The following is an 18,070-nucleotide window of genomic DNA, read 5'->3' on the forward strand; positions in this document are numbered from 1 at the left end:
GGCCGTGTACCGCCAAGGAGATGTGTTGATCGTGCCGGTCACGGAGACCGCCGTGCCGGAAGGGGTCCGCGCCGAAGGGCCGCGGCGCCGCGCCCCGCGCGAGCCGATGATCCTGGCGCTGGGGGAGAGCACCGGCCACGCCCACGCGGTCCTGGCCGCGCAGGACGACGGCCACTTCTACCCGGCGCCGACCGACAGCGACCCGGCGTTCCTGTTCCTCCCGCGCGGCGGCAAGGTCGTGCACGAGGAGCACGGCACCATCCCGCTCCCCGAGGGCTGGTTCCGGGTGGTCCGCCAGCGCGAGTACGAACCGCGCGCGCTGCGCTCGTTCCGGATGGTGGCCGACTGATGGAGACTCCTGACGTGCCTCGGACGCCCGAGACCCCTGAGATGCCCGAGACCCCTGATACACCTGGCACGCCCGGAACCGCCGGAGCCTCCGAGCCGGCGGCCACCGACGCCCGCTACGAGAAGTGCCTGGAGTTGTCCGCAGCCCACCCCGACCAGCCCGACCTCACCGCGGACGGCGTCGCGGCCATCGCCGCTGCCACCGCCGAGACCTGGCGCGGCATCGCGCTGTCCACCGACTCCGCCGACCGCGAAGCCGCCGAGGCGGCCGTCCGCGCCCTGTACGCCGAGGCCCTGCCGGCGGTCGGCGACGACCTCGAAATCATCTGGTGCGACTCGCCGCTGGCCGCCGCCCGCCTGATCCTCGCCGCCGACGGCCGCTTCGGCGCCCCGGCCCGCGACCGGATCCGGGACCGGGCCTGGTCGCTGGGCCGCGCCGAGCTCTCCGAGCGCTTCGGCCCGCGCGAGTTCGGCCGGGTCTGGCAGGCCGCCTGCGGCGCGCTGGCCCCGCTGCTGTCCGGCCTGATCACCCGGATCTCGGCCGGCGTCGAGGCGCGGGCCGCCGACGACGCCGAGCGCACCGCCCTGCGCATCGTGCTGACGCACGCGGTCCACGGCCAGTTCGACGCCGCCTGGCTGCCGCTCTACGAGGCCGCCGGGATGGCCTGCGATCTGGGCCGGATGGCCCGCTCCGGGGGCTGGTGGTGGCCCTTCGAGAAGGCCGTGGTCCTCACCGAGCGCCCGCTCGCGCTGCGCCTGGACGACCAGGACCGCCTGCACCACGGCGACGGCCCGGCGCTGGCCTACCCGGACGGCTTCGCCCTGCACTACTGGCGCGGCACGGTCCTGGACCCCGAGTTCGGCGCCCGGCTGGCGGCCACCACCCCGGAGCTGATCCGCGCCGAGGAGAACGCCGAGCAGCGCCGGATGATGGTCGAGCACTACACGCCCGAGCGCTTCCTCCAGGAGTCCGGCGCCGAGCCGGTGCAGCAGGACGAGGCCGGGAAGCTGTGGCGGATCGAGATGCCGGGCGACGAGTCGATCGTCCTGGTCGAGGTGGTGAACTCCTCCCCCGAGCCGGACGGCACCTTCAACGTCTACTTCCTGCGCGTCCCGCCGCACACCCGCACCGCCAAGGAAGGCGTGGCCTGGACCTTCGGCCTCACCGAGGACGAGTACCGGCCGCTGGCGCAGACCTGATCGTCAGCAGGACGGGGCCCTCGGCGGCCCGAGGGACGTCGGCGGGGATCCGGGACAGCACCCCGCCGGCGAAGGTCTCGTAGAGTCCCAGCTCCGGCATGTGCACGTAGCCGATGTGGCAGTCGCACTCTGTCAGGGGGCAGAGTCGCGGCCGCAGCGCCGCGCGGTAGGAGCCGTCGTAGAGATTGCCGAGGCGCTCGCTCGGATCCGTACGCGAAACGAAATGGCAGCGGTACACCTCGCCGTCGCCGTTGACCGAGACCACCGTCTCCCCCGCGCGGCAGGCGTGGCCGCGGGACGGATGCGCGAACCGCGAGACCGGGAACAGCGGGTCGATCTCGGTCCAGGGAGCGGCTTCACGATCGCTGTAGGTGTGCCCCTCGGCCGCGTTGACCCAGAGGTAGACGTCCGCCGGTAGCTCGGCCCGCAGGCGTCGCGCCGCGTCCAGATGCTCGGCGAGCCCGACGATCCCCACGCTGAACCGGACGCCGCGTTCCCTCAGCTCGGTGCACCGCTCCACGAACCGCTCGTACGGGACCTGATCCGGATGGTAGGTGCACCACAACGCCAACGAGCCGAGGTCGGCCTCGGCCGTCCACGCCGTCCGCGAGCTCAGGTTCGTCTGAATCGCCACTTCGCCGACGTGGTCCAGTCGGCTGAGCTCGACCATCGCCGTGCGGTACCAGGATCGCGTCAGCCCTTCGCCCCAAGGAGTGAACAGAACATTGATCCGGTCTTCGGCCTGCGCACCCACCCACCCGACAAAGCGCTCCAGCGCCTCGCGGTCGGCGCGCAGGGTCTCCGGGGAGTCGCGACGCTTGGCGAAAGGGCAATAGCCGCAGTCGTAGTCACAGCTCGCCAGCGGGCCGCGATAGAGGATCGACAGTTCCATTCGGCGCCTACTTCAGGTCGTAGGCACGCATCGCTGCGCGCACCGGCTCGGAGAAGAACATCGGTCCTATCGAGTCGGACCAGGCCAAGCCTTCGTCCGAGAGCCGAAGCGGGAGCGAGATCTGTTCGTGGGTAAGAGAATCGCCGTCCAAGAAACCGCGCTTCCGCAGCAGCTCCAGTTCCACGTGAAACCGGTCGGCGACCTCCCCGTGCTCCAAACCCTCGGCCTGGAGCAACGACTGAATCAGGAACCTTCGAGCCTGCTCATCGGCATCGAGCCGGTAGCCGACCTCGGCGCGGCCGAAGTCCTCGGTGGCGACGTAGTCGTCGATGATCCCCCGCACCTCCGACGCCGACACCGCGTAGTCGAAGGAGTAGTGCAGTGACGACGTATAGGAGCGCGCGCCGCAGCCCAAGCCGATCATGCCGTCCGTCTGGCACGCGTAGTCCTCGCCGCCCTCGATGACCGGCGCGTCCCGGCGGCGGAACATGCGCATGGAGACCTGCTCGTAGCCGTTCTCCAGCAGGTAGTCGCGGCCGGCGCGATACAGATCCAGCCGCTGCGCGTCCCAGGCCGCGTCGCGGTCCAGGTTCAGCCGCCCCAGTCCCGTCAACGGCCGCACATACAACGGATACAGATAGATCTCCTCCGGGGACCACCGCAACGCGGTCGCCAGCGACGACCGCCAGGAGTCCCTCGTCTGACCGTCGATCCCGTAGATCAGGTCGATGTTCAGAATCGGGATCCCGGCCGCGCGGATCGCGTCCAGCGCCGCGAACACCTCGGACGCCTTCTGGGGACGTACTGCCGACCGGGCCTCGACGTCGTCAAAGCTCTGCACACCCAGGCTCAGCCTGGTCGTGCCCCGTTCTGCAAGGAGGGCCAGCCGATCGGGAGTAGCCGTGGCGGGCGACGCCTCCACCGACAGCGGAACCGATCCAAAGCCGACGCCCATCACCTTCGCCGCGATGTCGAACAGCCGCGCCAGCTCATCAGCACTCAGATAAGTAGGAGTTCCGCCGCCGAACGCCGCGTTCGCGAACCGGGGTTCCGGTCCGGACTCGTCCAACGCCGTGCGCACCGCGACCGCCTGCCGCTCCAGCGCGTCGAGATACGCAGCGGTCAGTGTCTCCGGAGCCCCAGTACGCGTGAACAGGTTGCAGAACCCGCACCGCACCTCGCAGAACGGGATGTGCGCATAGAAGGACAAGGCGTCGCGCGACTCGCCCCGCCACACATCGGCCAGCAGCGGCTTCGGATCGAGCGGCCGGTACGCGGTTTTGTGCGGATACGCGTACACGTACGACTCATAGGGACGCTCCAGCATCAGGCCTCGTATCCCTTCGACAGCACGAAATCCGCGTACGGCACGGTCCACACGACTTCGTGACCGATGCGATGCCCGACGTGGCCGTCGTCGCCATAGGCGGTGCCGTGGTCGGAGCAGACGATGACGAAGCAAGGTCGGCGTGCCGCTGCCAGCTCGAACAGCCGCCCGATGTGGCTGTCGACGTAGCGCAGCGCCGCCGCGTGCGACTCCCGCGAGTCACCGGCTTCCCTGGTAGCACCGTCGAGATAGAACCAGTTCGGCTGATGCAGGGCCGGAACGTTCACGAACAGGAACAGCCGCTGGTCCTCGGGCAGGTTCGCCACCACGCTCTCGGCCACCTGGACCTGATGCTCGAACGAGTCCGGGTCGGTCACCCCGGTCGCCGCCGACCAGTGCGCCTCGTCGAACATCCCCGGCAGCACCTGCCCGAGACGGCTCTCCGGGTTGAAGAACCCCACTCCCCCGACGCACACCGTCCGATACCCGGCGGACCGCAGCCCGGCGATCAGGTCGGGCTCGTCGAAGACCCACGTGTCCGACGCCGTGGTCTCACTGCCGCCGAACCGGGCGGCGAACAGCCGGGTGTGCCGGCCCGGCGCGACCGGCGTCGGTAGGAAGCCCGCGAAGAACGCCGAATGCGCCGCGAACGTGAACGACCCCGGCGTGTGCCGCCGTTCCCAACCGTCCGGCAGCACCCGCGCCAGGTTCGGCAGCCGGCCGGCGGCCAACTCCTCGACCGCGACGTCATGACGCAGCGTGTCGAGGGTGACGAACAGGAGGTCGTGCGTGCCGACGACGTCGTTCATATTGGTGGTGCTCATAGCGGCCGCGCTCGCAGCCACGTTCACAGTCCCGGTCATGCGAAGCGGCCTATCAGTGCTCGTACCTGTGCGCCGTAGGTGTCGACGCCCTCCCCGACGGTGCCCGGAAGTCCCATCAGATTCGGCAGCAGGTCGCCGTAGGCGTTGACCTCGCCGATGTAGTCATGGCCGTCGGCGCCGGGCAGGACATCGATCCCCAGGCTGTGCACGGTCGGGAAACAGGCCGCGGTGGTCTGGGCGTAGTCCAGGATCTTGTGCCAGCGCGGTTCACCGACCAGCGCGCGGAACCGGGCCAGATCGCCGCGCTGACCGCCGAGGTGCAGATTGGTCATCGGATGCGCGCTGGTCCGCAGGACCGCGTGGGTGGCGCGACCGCCGACGGTGACGATGCGCAGATCGCAGTCCCGGCCGTCCTGCTGCACCTTGGCGATCCATTGCTCGGCGTGCAGGCCGTCCGGCGCCAGCGCGGCCAGCAGATCGTCGATGTCGGAGTCGCGCAGATAGGTGCGGACGCGCAGCGAGTTGTAGAGCTCGATCCCACGCTCGGTCCGCACCAGTTCGGCCGAGGTGACGGCGCGCCGACGCGAGCCACGCACCGTCAGCGCGACGACGCCGGACGCCGAGGAGCCGTGGCGGATCTTGATGAAGGCGCTCTCCGAACCGTCGCTTTCCGCCTCGTCGGGGACCGGAAGGCCGACGTCCAGCAGCAAGGCGTGGCAGGCCTGTTTGTCGAAGGCCACGGCCACTTCGCGCTGTCGGAACAGAGCGAACGCACCGGCTCCCTCGATGGCCGCCTGAAGCTTCTCCAGCGCCGTAGTGAAGCCGACGTACCAATCGCGCGAGCCCTCGACCCGATACATGTCGACCGGCTCCGCGGAGCCGCGCAGCAATCGCGCCACCTCGGCGTCCTCGCCCGGTGAGTCCACCCGGACCACCTCGCCGGGTTCGAAGGCATGGTCACCGCGCAGCACATCGAGCCAGGGCACCGTTCGCGGCTCGGGCAGACCGGCGGCGCGGACGGCGTCGGCGAACAGCGTCACGCGCCGGTTCTCGGGGTTGCCGACGATCGCGAAGCGCAAGGGAACAGCGGGTTTCACTCGTGATGTCATCGGTGCGGCCGTCGCCTCATTCGCCGACCGCGATGTAGCGGCCCCATTCCGGATCCTGGTGGTCGGACAGGTCGACCTCCACGGTCGGCCAGGCCTGCCGCAGCCGTTCCCGCATCCCTTCGGACAGGTAGTGGTGGCTGAGGTCCAGCCTCCGCAGGTGGTCGAGCGGCTGGCCGGCCAGCAGCGCCGCCGCGCCCTCGTCACCGAGGGTGCCGAGCGAGAGGTCCAGGGTCTCCAGCCGGGCCACGACCGGCGCCTGCGCGACCGCGGCGGCGATCTCGTCCTGGAACTCGGCGTCTTTGAGGCCGAGGTGCCGGAGCTTCGGGAAGCGGCTGCCGTCCAGGAACGACGCGAGATCCTCCAGGGTCCCGTCCCCGCCGTACTCGGGGGAGCCGAGGTAGATCTCCAGATGCGTCAGCTCCGGGAAGTCGCACGTCGCGATCGCGCGGATGACGCCCGCGGGCAGGCCGCCCGACTGCATCACCAGCTTGCGCAGCGCGGCGTGCTTCGTCTCCGGCTCGACCAGCGAATCGTCGTATCCGGCCATCCGCTCGGACTCGCTGATGGCCGCGCCGTCCGCCGTGCCGCGCAGCCAGAGCTCCTCCAGCTGAGGAAAGGCCGCCAGCACCGGCGTCACAGGTTTCTGAAACAGCCACGACAGCTGCATCTGGTCTTCCACCAGCTCGCTGATGAACAGCGACCGCAGCGCCGGCAGCCGGTCCGCGACGGCGGCCAGGTCGCGCGCCACCCGGTCGTTCTCGATGTCGACCGCGTACGTCCACAGGCCGGTGACGAGCGCCCGCACCCGCGCACCGTCGACGTGGTCCAGGAACGCGTCGAGGAGTTCGGCGAAGTCGCGGTCGTGGTACTCGTCGTCCTCGCCCCGGCAGTCCAGACGCCAGGCCACCGCGCCCGCCCCGCCCTCCGGCACGGGCACCGCGGCCTCGGGGTCGGCCGGGAAGGTGAGCACCGGCAGGCCCGCGAACTCGGTGATGTGGTCTTGGAAACTCATGCGCTGTTCACTCACTCCGCGACCGCGACATAGCGGCCCCATTCGTCGCCGTCGGGTTGGGGTTCGGACAGGTCGATCTCGACACCGGGCCAGGCCTGCCGCAGCCGCTCCTGCATCTGCGCGGACAGGAAGTGGTGGTGCAGGTCCAGCTTGACCAGGTGGCCCAGCGGCTGCCCGGCCAGCAGCGCGGCCGCTCCGCCGTCGCCGAGCGCGCCGAGCGACAGGTCCAGGGTCCTGAGTTGCGCGACCACCGGCGCGTGCGCCACCGCCACGGCCAGGTCGTCCTGCACCATCGAGTCGCGAAGGCCGAGGTGCCGCAGGTTCGGCAGGCGGTCTCCGGGCAGCAGCCACTCCACGTCGGCCACGGTTCCGGTTCCGCCGTGGCGGGGTTCGCCGAAATAGAACTCAAGGTGTTCCAGCGCCGGGAACTCGCACGCGCCGACGGCTCGCATCGTCAACGGATCCAGGCCGCCGGACTGGAACACCAGCGTGCACAAGGTCTCGTGCTTGATCGGGGCCAGCAGGGGCTGTTCCTCCCCGGAGAGCCCGGTGCCGGCGGTGCCGCGGACCCACAGCTGTTCCAGCCCCGGAAACGCCTCCAGCACCGGCGTGACGGGTTCCAGCGCGAGATAGGCGACGTCGCACTCGTCGCTGGTCAGCTCCGCGACGAACAGCGCCCGCAAGGCCGGGAGCCGGTCGGCCCGGGCCGCCAGCGTGGCGCCCACCGGCCCGTCGGAGACGTCGATCAGCTCGAAGCCCCAGCGCCCGACGACCAGCGCCGCGACCCGGGCGGTGTCGACCCGGGCTAGGAAGTCGTCGAGCAGCTCACCGAAGGCCAGTACCGGATCGGCGTCCAGCCCGGAGGCGGCGTCGAGCCGCCAGGCCTGCGGCCCGTCCCGGTCGGCGCCGGCGGGCAGCGGGAGGCCGGGGCCGGCGGGGAAGTCCAGGATCTCCAACCCGGCGAACTCGGTGAGGTGCGTGGCGAAGCCGGAACCCATGACCGCGCTACTCGCTCACCGCGACATACCGCCACACCTCGTCGCCGTCCATGTCCTCCTCCTGCGGATCCGACAGGTCCAGCTCCACGCCGGGCAGCGCGTCCCGCAACCGCTCCTGCATCTGCTCGGAGATGAAGTGGTGGTGCAGGTCGAGCTTCTTCAGATGCGTCAGCGGCTGGCCGGCCAGCAGCGCCGCCGCGCCCTCGTCGCCGAGGGTGCCGAGCGAGAGGTCCAGGATCTCCAGGCGGGCCACGATCGGCGCGTGCGCGACGGCCGCGGCCGTCAGGTCGGCGTTCTCGTCGTCGCGCAGGCCCAGATAACGGAGGTTGGGCAGGCCCGCGCCGTCCAGGATCCCGGCCAGGTCTTCGACGTCGGAGCCGCCGAAGTACTCGCTGTCGCCGAGGTAGAGCTCCAGCTCGGCGAGCGCCGGGAAGTCGCAGGCGCCGACCGCGCGCACCACCTCCGGCGGCAGCCCGCCGCTCTGGAACGTCAGCTCCCTGAGCTCCGGGTAGGACCGCGCCTCCCACCTCAGGTTCTCGCTGCCCCGCACGCCGAACTGCGTCAGCTTCGGAAAGGCCCGCAGCAGGGGCGCCAGGTCGCTCTGGTGGATCCACGAGATCTCGTGGTGCTCCTGCGCGATGTCCCCGAGGAACAGCGCGGTCAGGTTCGGGAACCGGTCGGCGACGGCGATCAGCGGCGCGAACATCTCGGCGGCGGTCTTGTCCATGTCCTGGTCGGTGACCCAGTTGCCGAGGATGAGCGCGGTCATCGGCTCGGTGTCGACGGTGCCGATGAAGGCCTCGAACAGCTCCAGGAAGCCCGGGCCCTCCCACCAGGCGCAGTCGATGCGCCAGGCCCAGCCGTCGACGTCGTCCGGGACCTCGACGCGGCCGGGCCAGTCCGCCATGGTCCCGAAGCCCCGCCCCGGGAGCGTGAAGACGGGCAGGCCGCCGAAGAACTCGAGCTCGACGCACTCGCTGTTGATCACGAGTCCCCTCCCAGCGGCCGGTTTCCGATGGGGGTCTTTCTATCAGCCGCCGCCGACGGAATCCGGCGCGCTCCGTGAACGGTCGGCGGAGCGCGCCGGGCGGACCCCTCCGGGCGGCTACTCGAATTCGGCGTCGCGCAGCCGGACCGACAGTTCCGTGCGCCGCCGCAGCACCTGGTCGAGCAGCACGCCGGCGACCGTGAGGCCGAGCACGACGGCGACCACCGGGACCGTCCAGCTCCAGCCGATCGAGCCGGTCGCCAGGACGGAGGAGGCGGTGCCGGCGAGGTCGGAGGCGGCCGAGGCGGCCGAGGCGGCCGAGGCGCCGGACCCGCCGGACGCTCCGGTGGCGGCTCCGCGGTCCAGGGAACCGAGCAGCGGCGACAGGCCGACGCCCATGCCGAGTCCGGCGGCGACGGCGAGCACCGCGACCGGCAGCGGCACCAGCGCCGCCACGATCCGGCCGGCCCCGGCGCGCAGGCCGAACACTTGCAGGAGCAGCGCGCTGTCGCGGCTGACGGTCCGGGTCGCGGTCAGCAGTTGCAGCAGGCAGAGCACGAAGTAGCCGGCGCAGAGGGCTTCGACGAGGTGGAACATGTCGCGGGCGGCCGAGACCCGGCCTTCCTTGAAGGCCGCCGACCGCACGTCCTTCAGTGTGGTCACGGCGTAGTACTTGGTGACGCCGGGCAGCGTCCGCAACGCGTCGGCGGACATCGCTGCGGTGTCGCCGGTGACCCAGGCGACGTTCGGCGGGCCCGGATCCACCCCGGGCACCTGCCCGGCGGCGACCACGATGTAGTCGGTGCCGCCGCGGTCCTCGACCGAGACGGCGAGCGGCACGTCGGCGACCGCGCCGATCACCGCCTGGAACGATCCGGCGGATTCGGACACCGACACCTTGCCCGAATACCGCGCGGCCAGGCTCGGGGAGACCAGCACGGGGACCGTGCCGTCCGAGGCGGCGGGGCCGGGCCAGCCGCCGGCCGGGATCTCGCCGCCGCGCGCGCCGCTGTCGGCGACGGACGCGGCGGCGGCCCGCCGGAACACCTCGGGATCCACGGTGACGACGGCGATCGGCCGCGGCTGCACGCCTTCGGCGGCGAGCGGGGCGACACCGCCGGGCTCCACCCGCGCGGTGAGCACCCCGCGCACGCCCGGCAGGTTCGCGGCCGCGGCGGCGAAGCCATCAGCAAGCTGATAGGCGGTCGGGTCCTTGGCCGGCTGGTCGGCCACCGACACCGTGAGGTCCGGCGCGGCGTCGATCCGCGCGGCCGCGCCGACCTGCCGGAGCGTGTCGTCGCGTACCTTCTGGGCCGCCGCGGCGTCGTATCCGGCGGCGAACATCCCGGCGGCGACCACCACGACCAGCCCGGCCAGCGGCGCGGCCACCACCCGGACGCGGCGTCCGGACAGAGCGGCGGCGACGAAGCCGACGACGCCGCGCCGGCGGCCGAGCAGCCGCACGGCAGGCCCGAACAGCGCGGGGACCAGCCGCACCACGGCGATCCCGGCGGCGAAGGCCAGCAGCGCGGGAGCGGCGACCGCGATCCAGTCGATCGAGCCGTCGGGATTCGCAGAGCCCTGGCTCCGGTAGACGGCCAGGGCGCCGCCGGCCGCGAGCAGCAGACCGGCGTCGCGGACGATCCGCCGGACCCGGGCGGTCTCCCCCACCGCTTCGTGGCGTACCGACACCACGCGGTCGCCCTGGCGCAGGACCGCGAGGCCGATGACGCCGAACGTCAGCAGGGTCACCAGCACCACTCCGGACCAGGCGGCCGGATCGCGGAGCGTCCCGTGCCCGGTACGCACCGCCAGCAGGGCCCCGGCGACGCCGGCGAGCGCGACGACCGTCGAGATCTGCGTCGCGATCCGCAAGGCCAGCCGCACCGGGGAGGCGCCGCGGGCCTTGCACAGGGCGACTTCCCGCGCGCGCCGCAGGACCATCAGCCGCAGCATCAGGAACAGCGCGCAGAGCGCACCGGCCGACAGCGCGCCGAGCACCACGGCCGACAGCAGGTGGCTGTCGGACTGGGTGCCGCGGATCTTCGCGGCCAGGTCCTTCAGCCCGGTGGTGAAGGTGACGTCGCCCTTGAACTGGGTGACGCCGAGCGCCGCCTGGTCCAGGGCCGGGCCGACGGCCGACAGCGCGCTGTCGGTGAGGCGCGCGGGGTCGACGACGTAGTCGTAGACGGTCGTGAAGGCGCCGACCCGGATCAGGCCGGACACGGTCGCGATGACCTCGGGGTGGTTCACGAAGACGTCGGCCTGCCACACGGTCTCCGTGCTGTTGCACTGGTCGTCCACGCACACCGGCACGCGGGCCGGGTCGGGCTTGTCGGCGACGTGCCACATCGGGTCGTCGCCGGTGACCCCGGGCGCGGGCACGTAGATCCCGGCGACCTGCGCCGACAGGGTGAAGTCGACGTTCGACGTGGATCCGGTCCCGCCGCCGGTGGTGAGTTTCACGGTGCTGCCGACGGTCAGCCCGAGCCGCTCCGCGGTCGCCTTCGAGACGGCGATCGGGAGGTTGATGCTGATGGCACGGGTATAGCCCTCGGGGGTTTTCTGGGTGACTTCGCCGGTTTCCACGCCGGGCGCCGCTCCGGCGACGTAACGCACCTTGGCGTCCAGCTTCGGCGCCCAGTCCAGCCGCAGCCACGCCGGGGCGTCGAGCTTGGCCGGCGGGTCCGCGACCGGCAGCAGATGGCTGTACTGCCGGGTGACGGCGGTCTCCGACACCAGCCGCTGCAAGGCGTCCGGCAGCGCGGCCAGGTTCGCGGTCGCGACCTCGCCGATGTCGGAGGCGTCCTTCGGGTAGGTGTTGGGATTGCTGGAGACCGGCCGTCCGGCGACCACGAGGTCCCGCTGGCCGTAAGGGGCCTGCGACAGGACGGAGCCGGCGGTCCAGGCGTCGGACTTCCTGGTGTCGGCCGGGACCGCGACGGCGGTGGCGGCCGTCCCGGCGGCCAGCAGCGCGAGGGCGGCCAGGACCAGGCGGGCGGTACCGAGTTCGGCGAGCCAGCGCGGGGGTCGCAGGAGCTTCCTTGGCGGGTTCTTCGGTTGGTTCGTCGGCTGGTTCGTGGGCGGGTTCGTGGGCGGGTTCGTGGGCTGGTCGTTCGGCTGGTCGTTCGGCTGGTTCGTCAGCGGGGCGCTCACCGGCCGTCCTCCCCCAGGCGCAGGGTGCTGCCGAGGGTCTGCTCGCGCCGGGTCAGCGAGACCACGGCGACCAGTCCGAGCAGCAGCACGGCGGCCGCCGCGCCGACCCCGGCCAGGGCCGGCAGATCGACCACCGTCACCGGTTTGGGGATCGGCACCTGTCCGGAATCGGTGAGGATCAGCAAGGGCAGTTCCGATCTGATCGTGAGCACCGCCAGCGCGCCGCCGCCGACCATGCCGAGCACGACCAGCAGCAGGTTCTCGGCCAGCAGCATCGCGGCGGTGCGACGGCGGGACAGGCCCAGCGCGTTCAGCAGCGCCAGTTCGGTGGTGCGCTCGCGCAGCGCGATGACGGCGTGCAGCGCGAAGCCGATGAGGATGAACAGCAGCGCCGCGCCGGCCGCGATGACCAGCGTCAGCTTCATGCCGCCGCGGATCGGGTCGTCGCGGATGGCGGCGGCCTGGCCGGCGCGGTCGGTCACCGAGCCGGCGCCCAGGCCGGCCACGCGCAGGGCCCGGAACCGGTCCGCGAGCTGCGCCGAGCCGGTGCCGGACGCGGTACGGGCCCACCACTCGGTCTCCTCCCCGACCGAACCGGCGACCAGGTCGGCCCGGGCGATCAGGCCGATCGGCACCATCAGCGCATCGTCCTCGGCCGGGGCGTCGGCGGCGCGCTGGCCGAGGCGACGCGGGGCCGGCATCGCGCGGACCTCACCGACGAAGTGCAGACGCACCGACGGGCCGAACGCCTTGGTGGTGAAGGCGTCGCCGACCTTCAGGCCGAGGGTGGTCAACAGGTGCGAGGACGCCAGGACCGGGACGTCGGTGACGGCGGAGGCGGCGCGGGAGAGGGCGATGGCGTGGGTGACGAGTGGTGCGTTGCCCGGGCTCCAGCCGGAGAACTCGGTGAAGTGCAGCAGGCTGGTGGTGTCGGGGGCGGTGGGGGCGGCGGTGCCGTCGGTGGCGGCGGTGCCGTCGGTGGCGGCCGGGGCGGCGGTGGCGGCGACCTGGTAGCCGGAGCGGCCGCCGTCGCCGGAACCGTCCCCGGGCTCGGCGAACGGATACGGCTTGACCTCGGGCGGCAGCGTCGCGGGCTGCCCGTCGGCGGTCAGGTTGCCGAGATCGACGTTCACCTGCTCACCGTTGCCCCGGCCGCCGCCGTTGGCGTCGCAGCGCGGGTCCTGGCTGCCGTCGGGGAGGTAGTAACGGCATTGCGGGGCGTGATAGCTGACCGACAGAGCTGTGATCGTCAACGGGTAGGCGATGATCCCGCCTTCCGCGTTGAGCTGCGCGGTGAGGGTGTGGGGCCGGCCGTCGGCGGTGGGAAGGCCGCCGAAGTCCACGAGGGTGTCGACGCCGTAGGCGTCGACGACGACGGCGCGGACGTCGAGGGCGCCGAGTTCGCTGGGTGCGGGGGCGGTGGGCGCAGTAGGTGTGGCGGGCGCGGCGGGTGTGGCGGGCGCGGCGGCGTTGGTGCTGTCGCCTTGATACGTCACGTCGAGGCTGAGCGTTGTGGGCTTGCCCGGCAGCGGCACGCCGCCGGACAGGCCGTGCTGGTCCCAGCCCTGCGCGGCCATCGCGGCGGTGAGCGCGGGCCAGCTCTTGGCGGCCAGGTCCGAGCGCAGCTCGACGACGCCGTTCGAACGGGCCGGATCGATGCCCAGGACGTTGACCGGCAGCTGCTGACGTCCGTCGCCGAAGAAGGCGCCCTCGCGGGCGGCGGCGAACCCGGGCCCGCTGCCGGGCAGCGCGGCGAACGCCCCGGCCAGGCCGAGGTGCCCGCCGGGCAGCCCGGCCGCCCGGACATCGGTGCCGACCAGGTGCACGCCCTGGTCCTCGGCCGAGCGGTCGACCGACGCGAGGAAGACAGTGGCCTGAGTCCCGACCGCGACAGCCATGATCAGCAGGGCCATCGGCGCGGCGTAGGTGCGTGCCATCCGGCCGACCCGCCACCCGGCCAGCGCCAGCACCGCGGCCCGGCGGCGCGCGGCCAGGTGCTCCAGCGGGCCGACGATCAGCGGCAGCACGCGCAGCAGCACCAGCGAACCGGCCAGCAGCAACACCGAGGGGGCGACGACCTGCGGCAGGCTCAGCGCGCCGCTGCGTTCCGGGTCGTCGCCGAAGCGGGTCAGCTCCCACAGCGCCCCGGCGCCGAGCAGCACCACGATCACGTCCGCGCCGGTGCGCTGCACGGCGGTGCGGATCTGCGAGCGGCTGCGCTCGCGCTTGACGCCGACGAAGCTGGCGGAGGAGGTGACCGGCACCATCGCCAGCAGCAGCAAGGTGGTCAGCGCGCCGACCGCCACCACGACCCACAGGTCCGAGGAGATCGGGGCGGTGTTGTCGCGGGCGGAGGCCCAATGGCTGGTGTTGAGGCCGCGTTCGAGCTGGCGCGCCAGGAAGGGGGCGACGGCCGCCGTGGGCACGGTCAGCAGGAGACCCTCGGCGAGGCCGATGCGGAGCAGGCCGCGGACCGAGGCGCCGCGGGCGCGCAGCAGACCGTCGGACTCGCGGCGGTGCTCGCTGAGCAGTCGGGTGGTGAGGACCAGCGCGGTGAGGGCGAGCAGCGACAGTTCGACGACCGGGAGCAGGTTCAGGCGGCTGCTGATGCGCAGGTCGGCGTCGATGCCCTGGGTGCGCGGGGCGAGTCGGTCGCCGACGGTGGCGTGGATGTCGGGGTCGACGCCGGCGGCGGCCTGCGGCAGCCAGGCGTCGAGAGGGGCGAGGCGGTCTTGGAGGGTCGCTGCCGCCTTGGTCTGGATGGTGGTGAAGTCCGGGGAGGCGATCATGCTCTCCTGCCGGATCTCCAGCTTCGCGCCGGCGGTGACGGACGGGTCGACGAGGAGCGGGCCGAAGGTCGGCTGGTCTTCCTGGCCCTTGCCGGCACCTTTGTAGGACTCGGCTTGCCAGAACGCGTCGGTTTTATCGGTCGGGCGGTAGATGCCGGTGATTTTTACGCGTTCTTTGACGCCGTCCATGCGTGCCGACAGGGGGATCTCGGTGCCGATGGTCCAGTTGTTGGCTTTTGCGGCGGCTTCGGGGATGGCGGCTTCGAATTCGGTGCCGGGGGTGGTTCGGGTGCCGGGTTGGGCTGTGGAGGGGAGAGCGGTGGGCCAAGCGCCGGCCAGGAGTTGGGCGTGGGTGGGACTGACGACGGAGCCGAGGAAGTAGACCGAGTAGGCGGGCTTGGTGCCGTCGACGCCGTAGGGGGCGCTGGCGGATTCGTGCAGGATCGCGGTGTCGACGCCGTCGAAGGCTTGGCGCATGTGCTGCTCGACGTCGGCGAGGAAGGCGGCGCGCGAGGTCGGGTCGCTGGGGAAGCGGGAGCCGATGTTGTAGACGGCGGTCACTGAGCGGGCGCTGTCGGGCAGGGTGCTCAGCGCTTTGCGGACGCCGTCGCGCTCGGCGGTGGTGCCGTGCAGGCGGATGAGGGCGACCAGGACCAACGCCGGGAGCAGTACTGCCAGGGCGGCGGCCAGGAGCATGCGTTGGGCGACCGCTCTTTTGCGGACCAATCCCAGCACGCGACCTCCTGAGGACATGGGGACACCGCTCATACGGGTAGGGACGGGGTCGCGTGGGTGGTTCGTTGCGTGTGTGTGGCGGGCGTTATGAATCGGTGATGAATTCGGTGGTGGATGGGGTGGTGGACGGGGTGGTGAATGCGGTGATGAATATAAAGGTCGGCCGCTGCTTCTGGGGTGAGCAGCGGCCGACGGTGTTGGGGGTGGGGGGGCGGAGGTCGTGTCACCCGGTGGCCGAGTCGGTGGGGAAGAGGTCGCTGGGGATCGAGATCGACGGCAGGTTGCTGAAGAAATCGCTCGGCATGTTCGTCGGGAACAGGTTGGTGGGAATGCTGCCGCTCGGGAACAGGTCCGTCGGGATGTCGGTCGGCATGTCCGCCGGCATCCCGAGCACCCAGCGGCCGTTCTCCTTGACCCAGGGCGTGTCGCCGACATCGAGCTGGATGGTCTGGTTGCCGACCTTGACCGAGCCGGACTTCATAGTGACGGCCGAGGCGGGGACCACCGCGGTGTTGCCGTGGATGATCACCTTGGAGGGGTCGACCGTCGCCAGGCGCGCCGCGTTGCGTTGGTCCTGGATGGAGCCGCCGATGGAGTTGAGGAAGCCGTTGGCACTGGCCATGAGGGTGGTGCAGCCGGCTTTGCCACCGTAGATCTTGAGCATGGCGGAGCCCATGTCGTTGCAGATGTAGGCGCCGTCACCCTGGCCGAAGTGGTGGAGGGCGGTCTGCATGGCGTTGGCGACCTCGACCTGCGGAGAGGAGGAGTCGCTGGCGGCGACGACCGCGTAGGTGGTGCCGGCGCCGACGACCGTCACGGTGGCGACGGTGGCGACGAGGGCTTTGCCGTGGAGGAGTTTGGTGCCTCGGCGGGACCATTTCGCGGCGCGGCGGGTGTGGTCGAGGGCTTGGTGGGGTTGGGTGAGGCTGTGGGTGAGGCCTTGGTGGGCGGTGTGGGCGGCTTGGGTTGCGTGGGCGGCGCCGTCGGGGATGAATTGGCCGGCGGAGTGGGCGGCGTGGGCGGCGGCTTGGGAGGCTGCGGTGGTGGAGTGGGACGCTGCTTGGGCAGCCGCTTGGGTGGCGGAGTGGGAGGCGGCTTGGGTGGCTGAGTGGGTCGCGGCTTGGGTGGCCGAGTGGGAGGCGGCTTGGCCGAGACCGCTGGTGGCGCCTGTGCTGGCGGCGCCGGTTCCGGCGCTGGATGCGCCTGCGGCGCCGACCCCGGCGCCGACCCCGGCGGCGCCGGTGCCTGCCGTCCCGGCTGCGCCGGCTGCCCCGGCTGCGCCGGCGGCGCCCATGCTGGCGGCGCCCGTGCCGGCTGTCGCCGCCAACGCGAGCAGCGGCATCGCCGCGATCATGCCTGCGGCGACATACCCCAGATCACGCGCTGCGCGCTCCTGCCAGCCGGGGCCGTACCCGGCCACGGCCGAGGCCTCGACGTCGGCAAGGAACGTCCGCACGTCGCCATAGCGCTGCTCCGGATACTTCGCGAGGCCGCGCTCCAACAGCGCGCGCACCGGCGGCGGAACCTGGTCCAGCGGAGGCGCCGCAGTCTCGTGCAGGGTTCGCAGTTCGGCGAGCGTGTCCGAGCGGAATGGCCGGACACCGGTCAGGCACTCGTAGAAAACGACTGCGGCGGAGTACATGTCGGAGGAAGGAGCCGGCGGGTATCCGTTCCACTGCTCCGGCGCCATATAAGGAGGCGTTCCCTCGATCGCGGCACTGCCGTCCCACATGGAGGTGGCGATACCGAAGTCGGTGAGCTTGCTCTGGCCTCGGGTGTCGATGAGGACGTTGTCCGGCTTGTAGTCGCGGTGCACCACGCCCTTGTCATGGGCGGCGGCCAGACCCAGCAGCGAACCTCGCAGCACCGCGAGGGCGGCTTCCGGCGTGCCATGGCCTTGACCGAGCAGAGCACGGAGCGTCGGACCCTCGACCGCCTCCATGACCAGGGCCACGCCCCGGCCCGCGGGGTCGATGGCGAGGTCGTAGACCTCCACCACGTTCGGGTCCCGGACCAACGCCATCAGCCTGGCCTCACGCTGGAAACGCTCGGCGAAGCCGGCACTGCCGACGAGGTTCGGTGCGAGGTACTTCAGAGCGACGAGTCGGCCGCTCGCGTCATGTCGGGCCAGTACCACTCGGCCACTGGCTCCCGCGCCCAGGCGGCGGATTTCTGAGTAACCAGGCGCTGCCCAATCCCCTGATTCGACCACGGTTCCACGCTGTCATGGGTTGGGGGGTTCTACCAGTGCTTTGGGGGAAGCGGGGTGGGTGTAATCCTTTAGTGGGAGTTGAAAAAGAGCAAGATCAAGATCAAAGGCAAGATCAAAGGCAAGATCAAGAGCCGTGAAAGTCATAAAGCAGGCGCCTCCAGCGGGGACCTCTGATCCCTCGGAGAACTGGCGCTAGTCCATAGGGTGGTCTGGTCAGTCCCTGCGCTGGCGGTTGGTGGGGGTGGGGGTTTGTTCCCCTCGCTCACGTCGGCAGCCCTACGGGTACAGCACCGCCGCCCGGGTGTAAAGTCCACGCGCTCACTTTTGAGGTGTTGGCGGCGGTTGCGTACAGCGTGAACTTGACACCCGGTCGGCGGCACTGTAGGCAGAGCCCTGCCGACGTGACCGAGGAGAACAAACCCAAAACCCGGGCAGGGGACTGAAGGTCTCGGGAGGCGCGGTGGGGCTGTGGCGATTTCG

General features: G+C 71.5%; 12 protein-coding genes. 2 read left to right on the top strand and 10 right to left on the bottom strand.

All coding sequences use genetic code 11. The features are described 5' to 3' along the window. Positions 1-4 precede the first annotated feature (4 nt). Positions 5-349 carry a hypothetical protein gene (locus ABD481_RS35955; protein WP_344670317.1) on the top strand — a complete coding sequence of 115 codons (345 nt, stop codon included), beginning with the start codon at positions 5-7 and terminating at the stop codon, positions 347-349. Further along, on the top strand, positions 349-1,548 hold the full coding sequence (locus ABD481_RS35960) for a DUF6745 domain-containing protein (RefSeq protein WP_344670318.1): 1,200 nt from the start codon (positions 349-351) through the stop codon (positions 1,546-1,548). Before ABD481_RS35955 ends, ABD481_RS35960 begins: the two co-directional genes overlap by 1 nt. Here the strand turns inward: ABD481_RS35960 and ABD481_RS35965 are convergent. The 10 genes from ABD481_RS35965 to ABD481_RS36010 form a co-directional block, all read right to left on the bottom strand. After that, on the bottom strand, positions 1,511-2,440 hold the full coding sequence (locus ABD481_RS35965) for an STM4011 family radical SAM protein (RefSeq protein ID WP_344670319.1): 930 nt from the start codon (positions 2,438-2,440) through the stop codon (positions 1,511-1,513). The two genes, ABD481_RS35960 and ABD481_RS35965, sit on opposite strands and share 38 nt — an antisense overlap. A 7-nt stretch (positions 2,441-2,447) precedes the next feature. Continuing rightward, entirely contained in the window at positions 2,448-3,767 is a 1,320-nt protein-coding gene (locus tag ABD481_RS35970; protein ID WP_344670320.1) for an STM4012 family radical SAM protein, read from the bottom strand. Next, positions 3,767-4,576 carry an STM4013/SEN3800 family hydrolase gene (locus ABD481_RS35975; protein ID WP_344670363.1) on the bottom strand — a complete coding sequence of 270 codons (810 nt, stop codon included), beginning with the start codon at positions 4,574-4,576 and terminating at the stop codon, positions 3,767-3,769. Before ABD481_RS35975 ends, ABD481_RS35970 begins: the two co-directional genes overlap by 1 nt. A gap of 50 nt (positions 4,577-4,626) precedes the next feature. After that, positions 4,627-5,700, bottom strand: a complete 1,074-nt coding sequence (locus tag ABD481_RS35980) for an STM4014 family protein (protein WP_344670321.1) — start codon at positions 5,698-5,700, stop codon at positions 4,627-4,629. Between the two features lie 16 nt (positions 5,701-5,716). Next, positions 5,717-6,712 (bottom strand): STM4015 family protein, encoded by a 996-nt coding sequence (locus ABD481_RS35985; protein WP_344670322.1) that lies wholly within the window; start codon positions 6,710-6,712, stop codon positions 5,717-5,719. 11 nt (positions 6,713-6,723) lie between these two features. Further along, positions 6,724-7,710, bottom strand: coding sequence for an STM4015 family protein (locus tag ABD481_RS35990; RefSeq protein WP_344670323.1), 987 nt, complete (start codon positions 7,708-7,710; stop codon positions 6,724-6,726). 7 nt (positions 7,711-7,717) lie between these two features. Then, positions 7,718-8,698, bottom strand: coding sequence for an STM4015 family protein (locus ABD481_RS35995; RefSeq protein ID WP_344670324.1), 981 nt, complete (start codon positions 8,696-8,698; stop codon positions 7,718-7,720). A 117-nt stretch (positions 8,699-8,815) separates the two neighbouring features. Further along, positions 8,816-11,854 carry a hypothetical protein gene (locus ABD481_RS36000; protein ID WP_344670325.1) on the bottom strand — a complete coding sequence of 1,013 codons (3,039 nt, stop codon included), beginning with the start codon at positions 11,852-11,854 and terminating at the stop codon, positions 8,816-8,818. Then, the gene (locus ABD481_RS36005) at positions 11,851-15,378 is read right to left on the bottom strand and encodes an FtsX-like permease family protein (RefSeq protein ID WP_344670326.1); all 3,528 of its coding nucleotides are present in this window, start codon (positions 15,376-15,378) and stop codon (positions 11,851-11,853) included. The genes ABD481_RS36000 and ABD481_RS36005 overlap by 4 nt, the downstream gene beginning before the upstream one ends. Before the next feature lie 223 nt (positions 15,379-15,601). Beyond that, on the bottom strand, positions 15,602-17,590 hold the full coding sequence (locus tag ABD481_RS36010) for a serine/threonine-protein kinase (RefSeq protein WP_344670327.1): 1,989 nt from the start codon (positions 17,588-17,590) through the stop codon (positions 15,602-15,604). Between the last annotated feature and the right edge of the window lie 480 nt (positions 17,591-18,070).

This window comes from Catenulispora yoronensis, assembly GCF_039531695.1.
Lineage (GTDB): Bacteria > Actinomycetota > Actinomycetes > Streptomycetales > Catenulisporaceae > Catenulispora > Catenulispora yoronensis.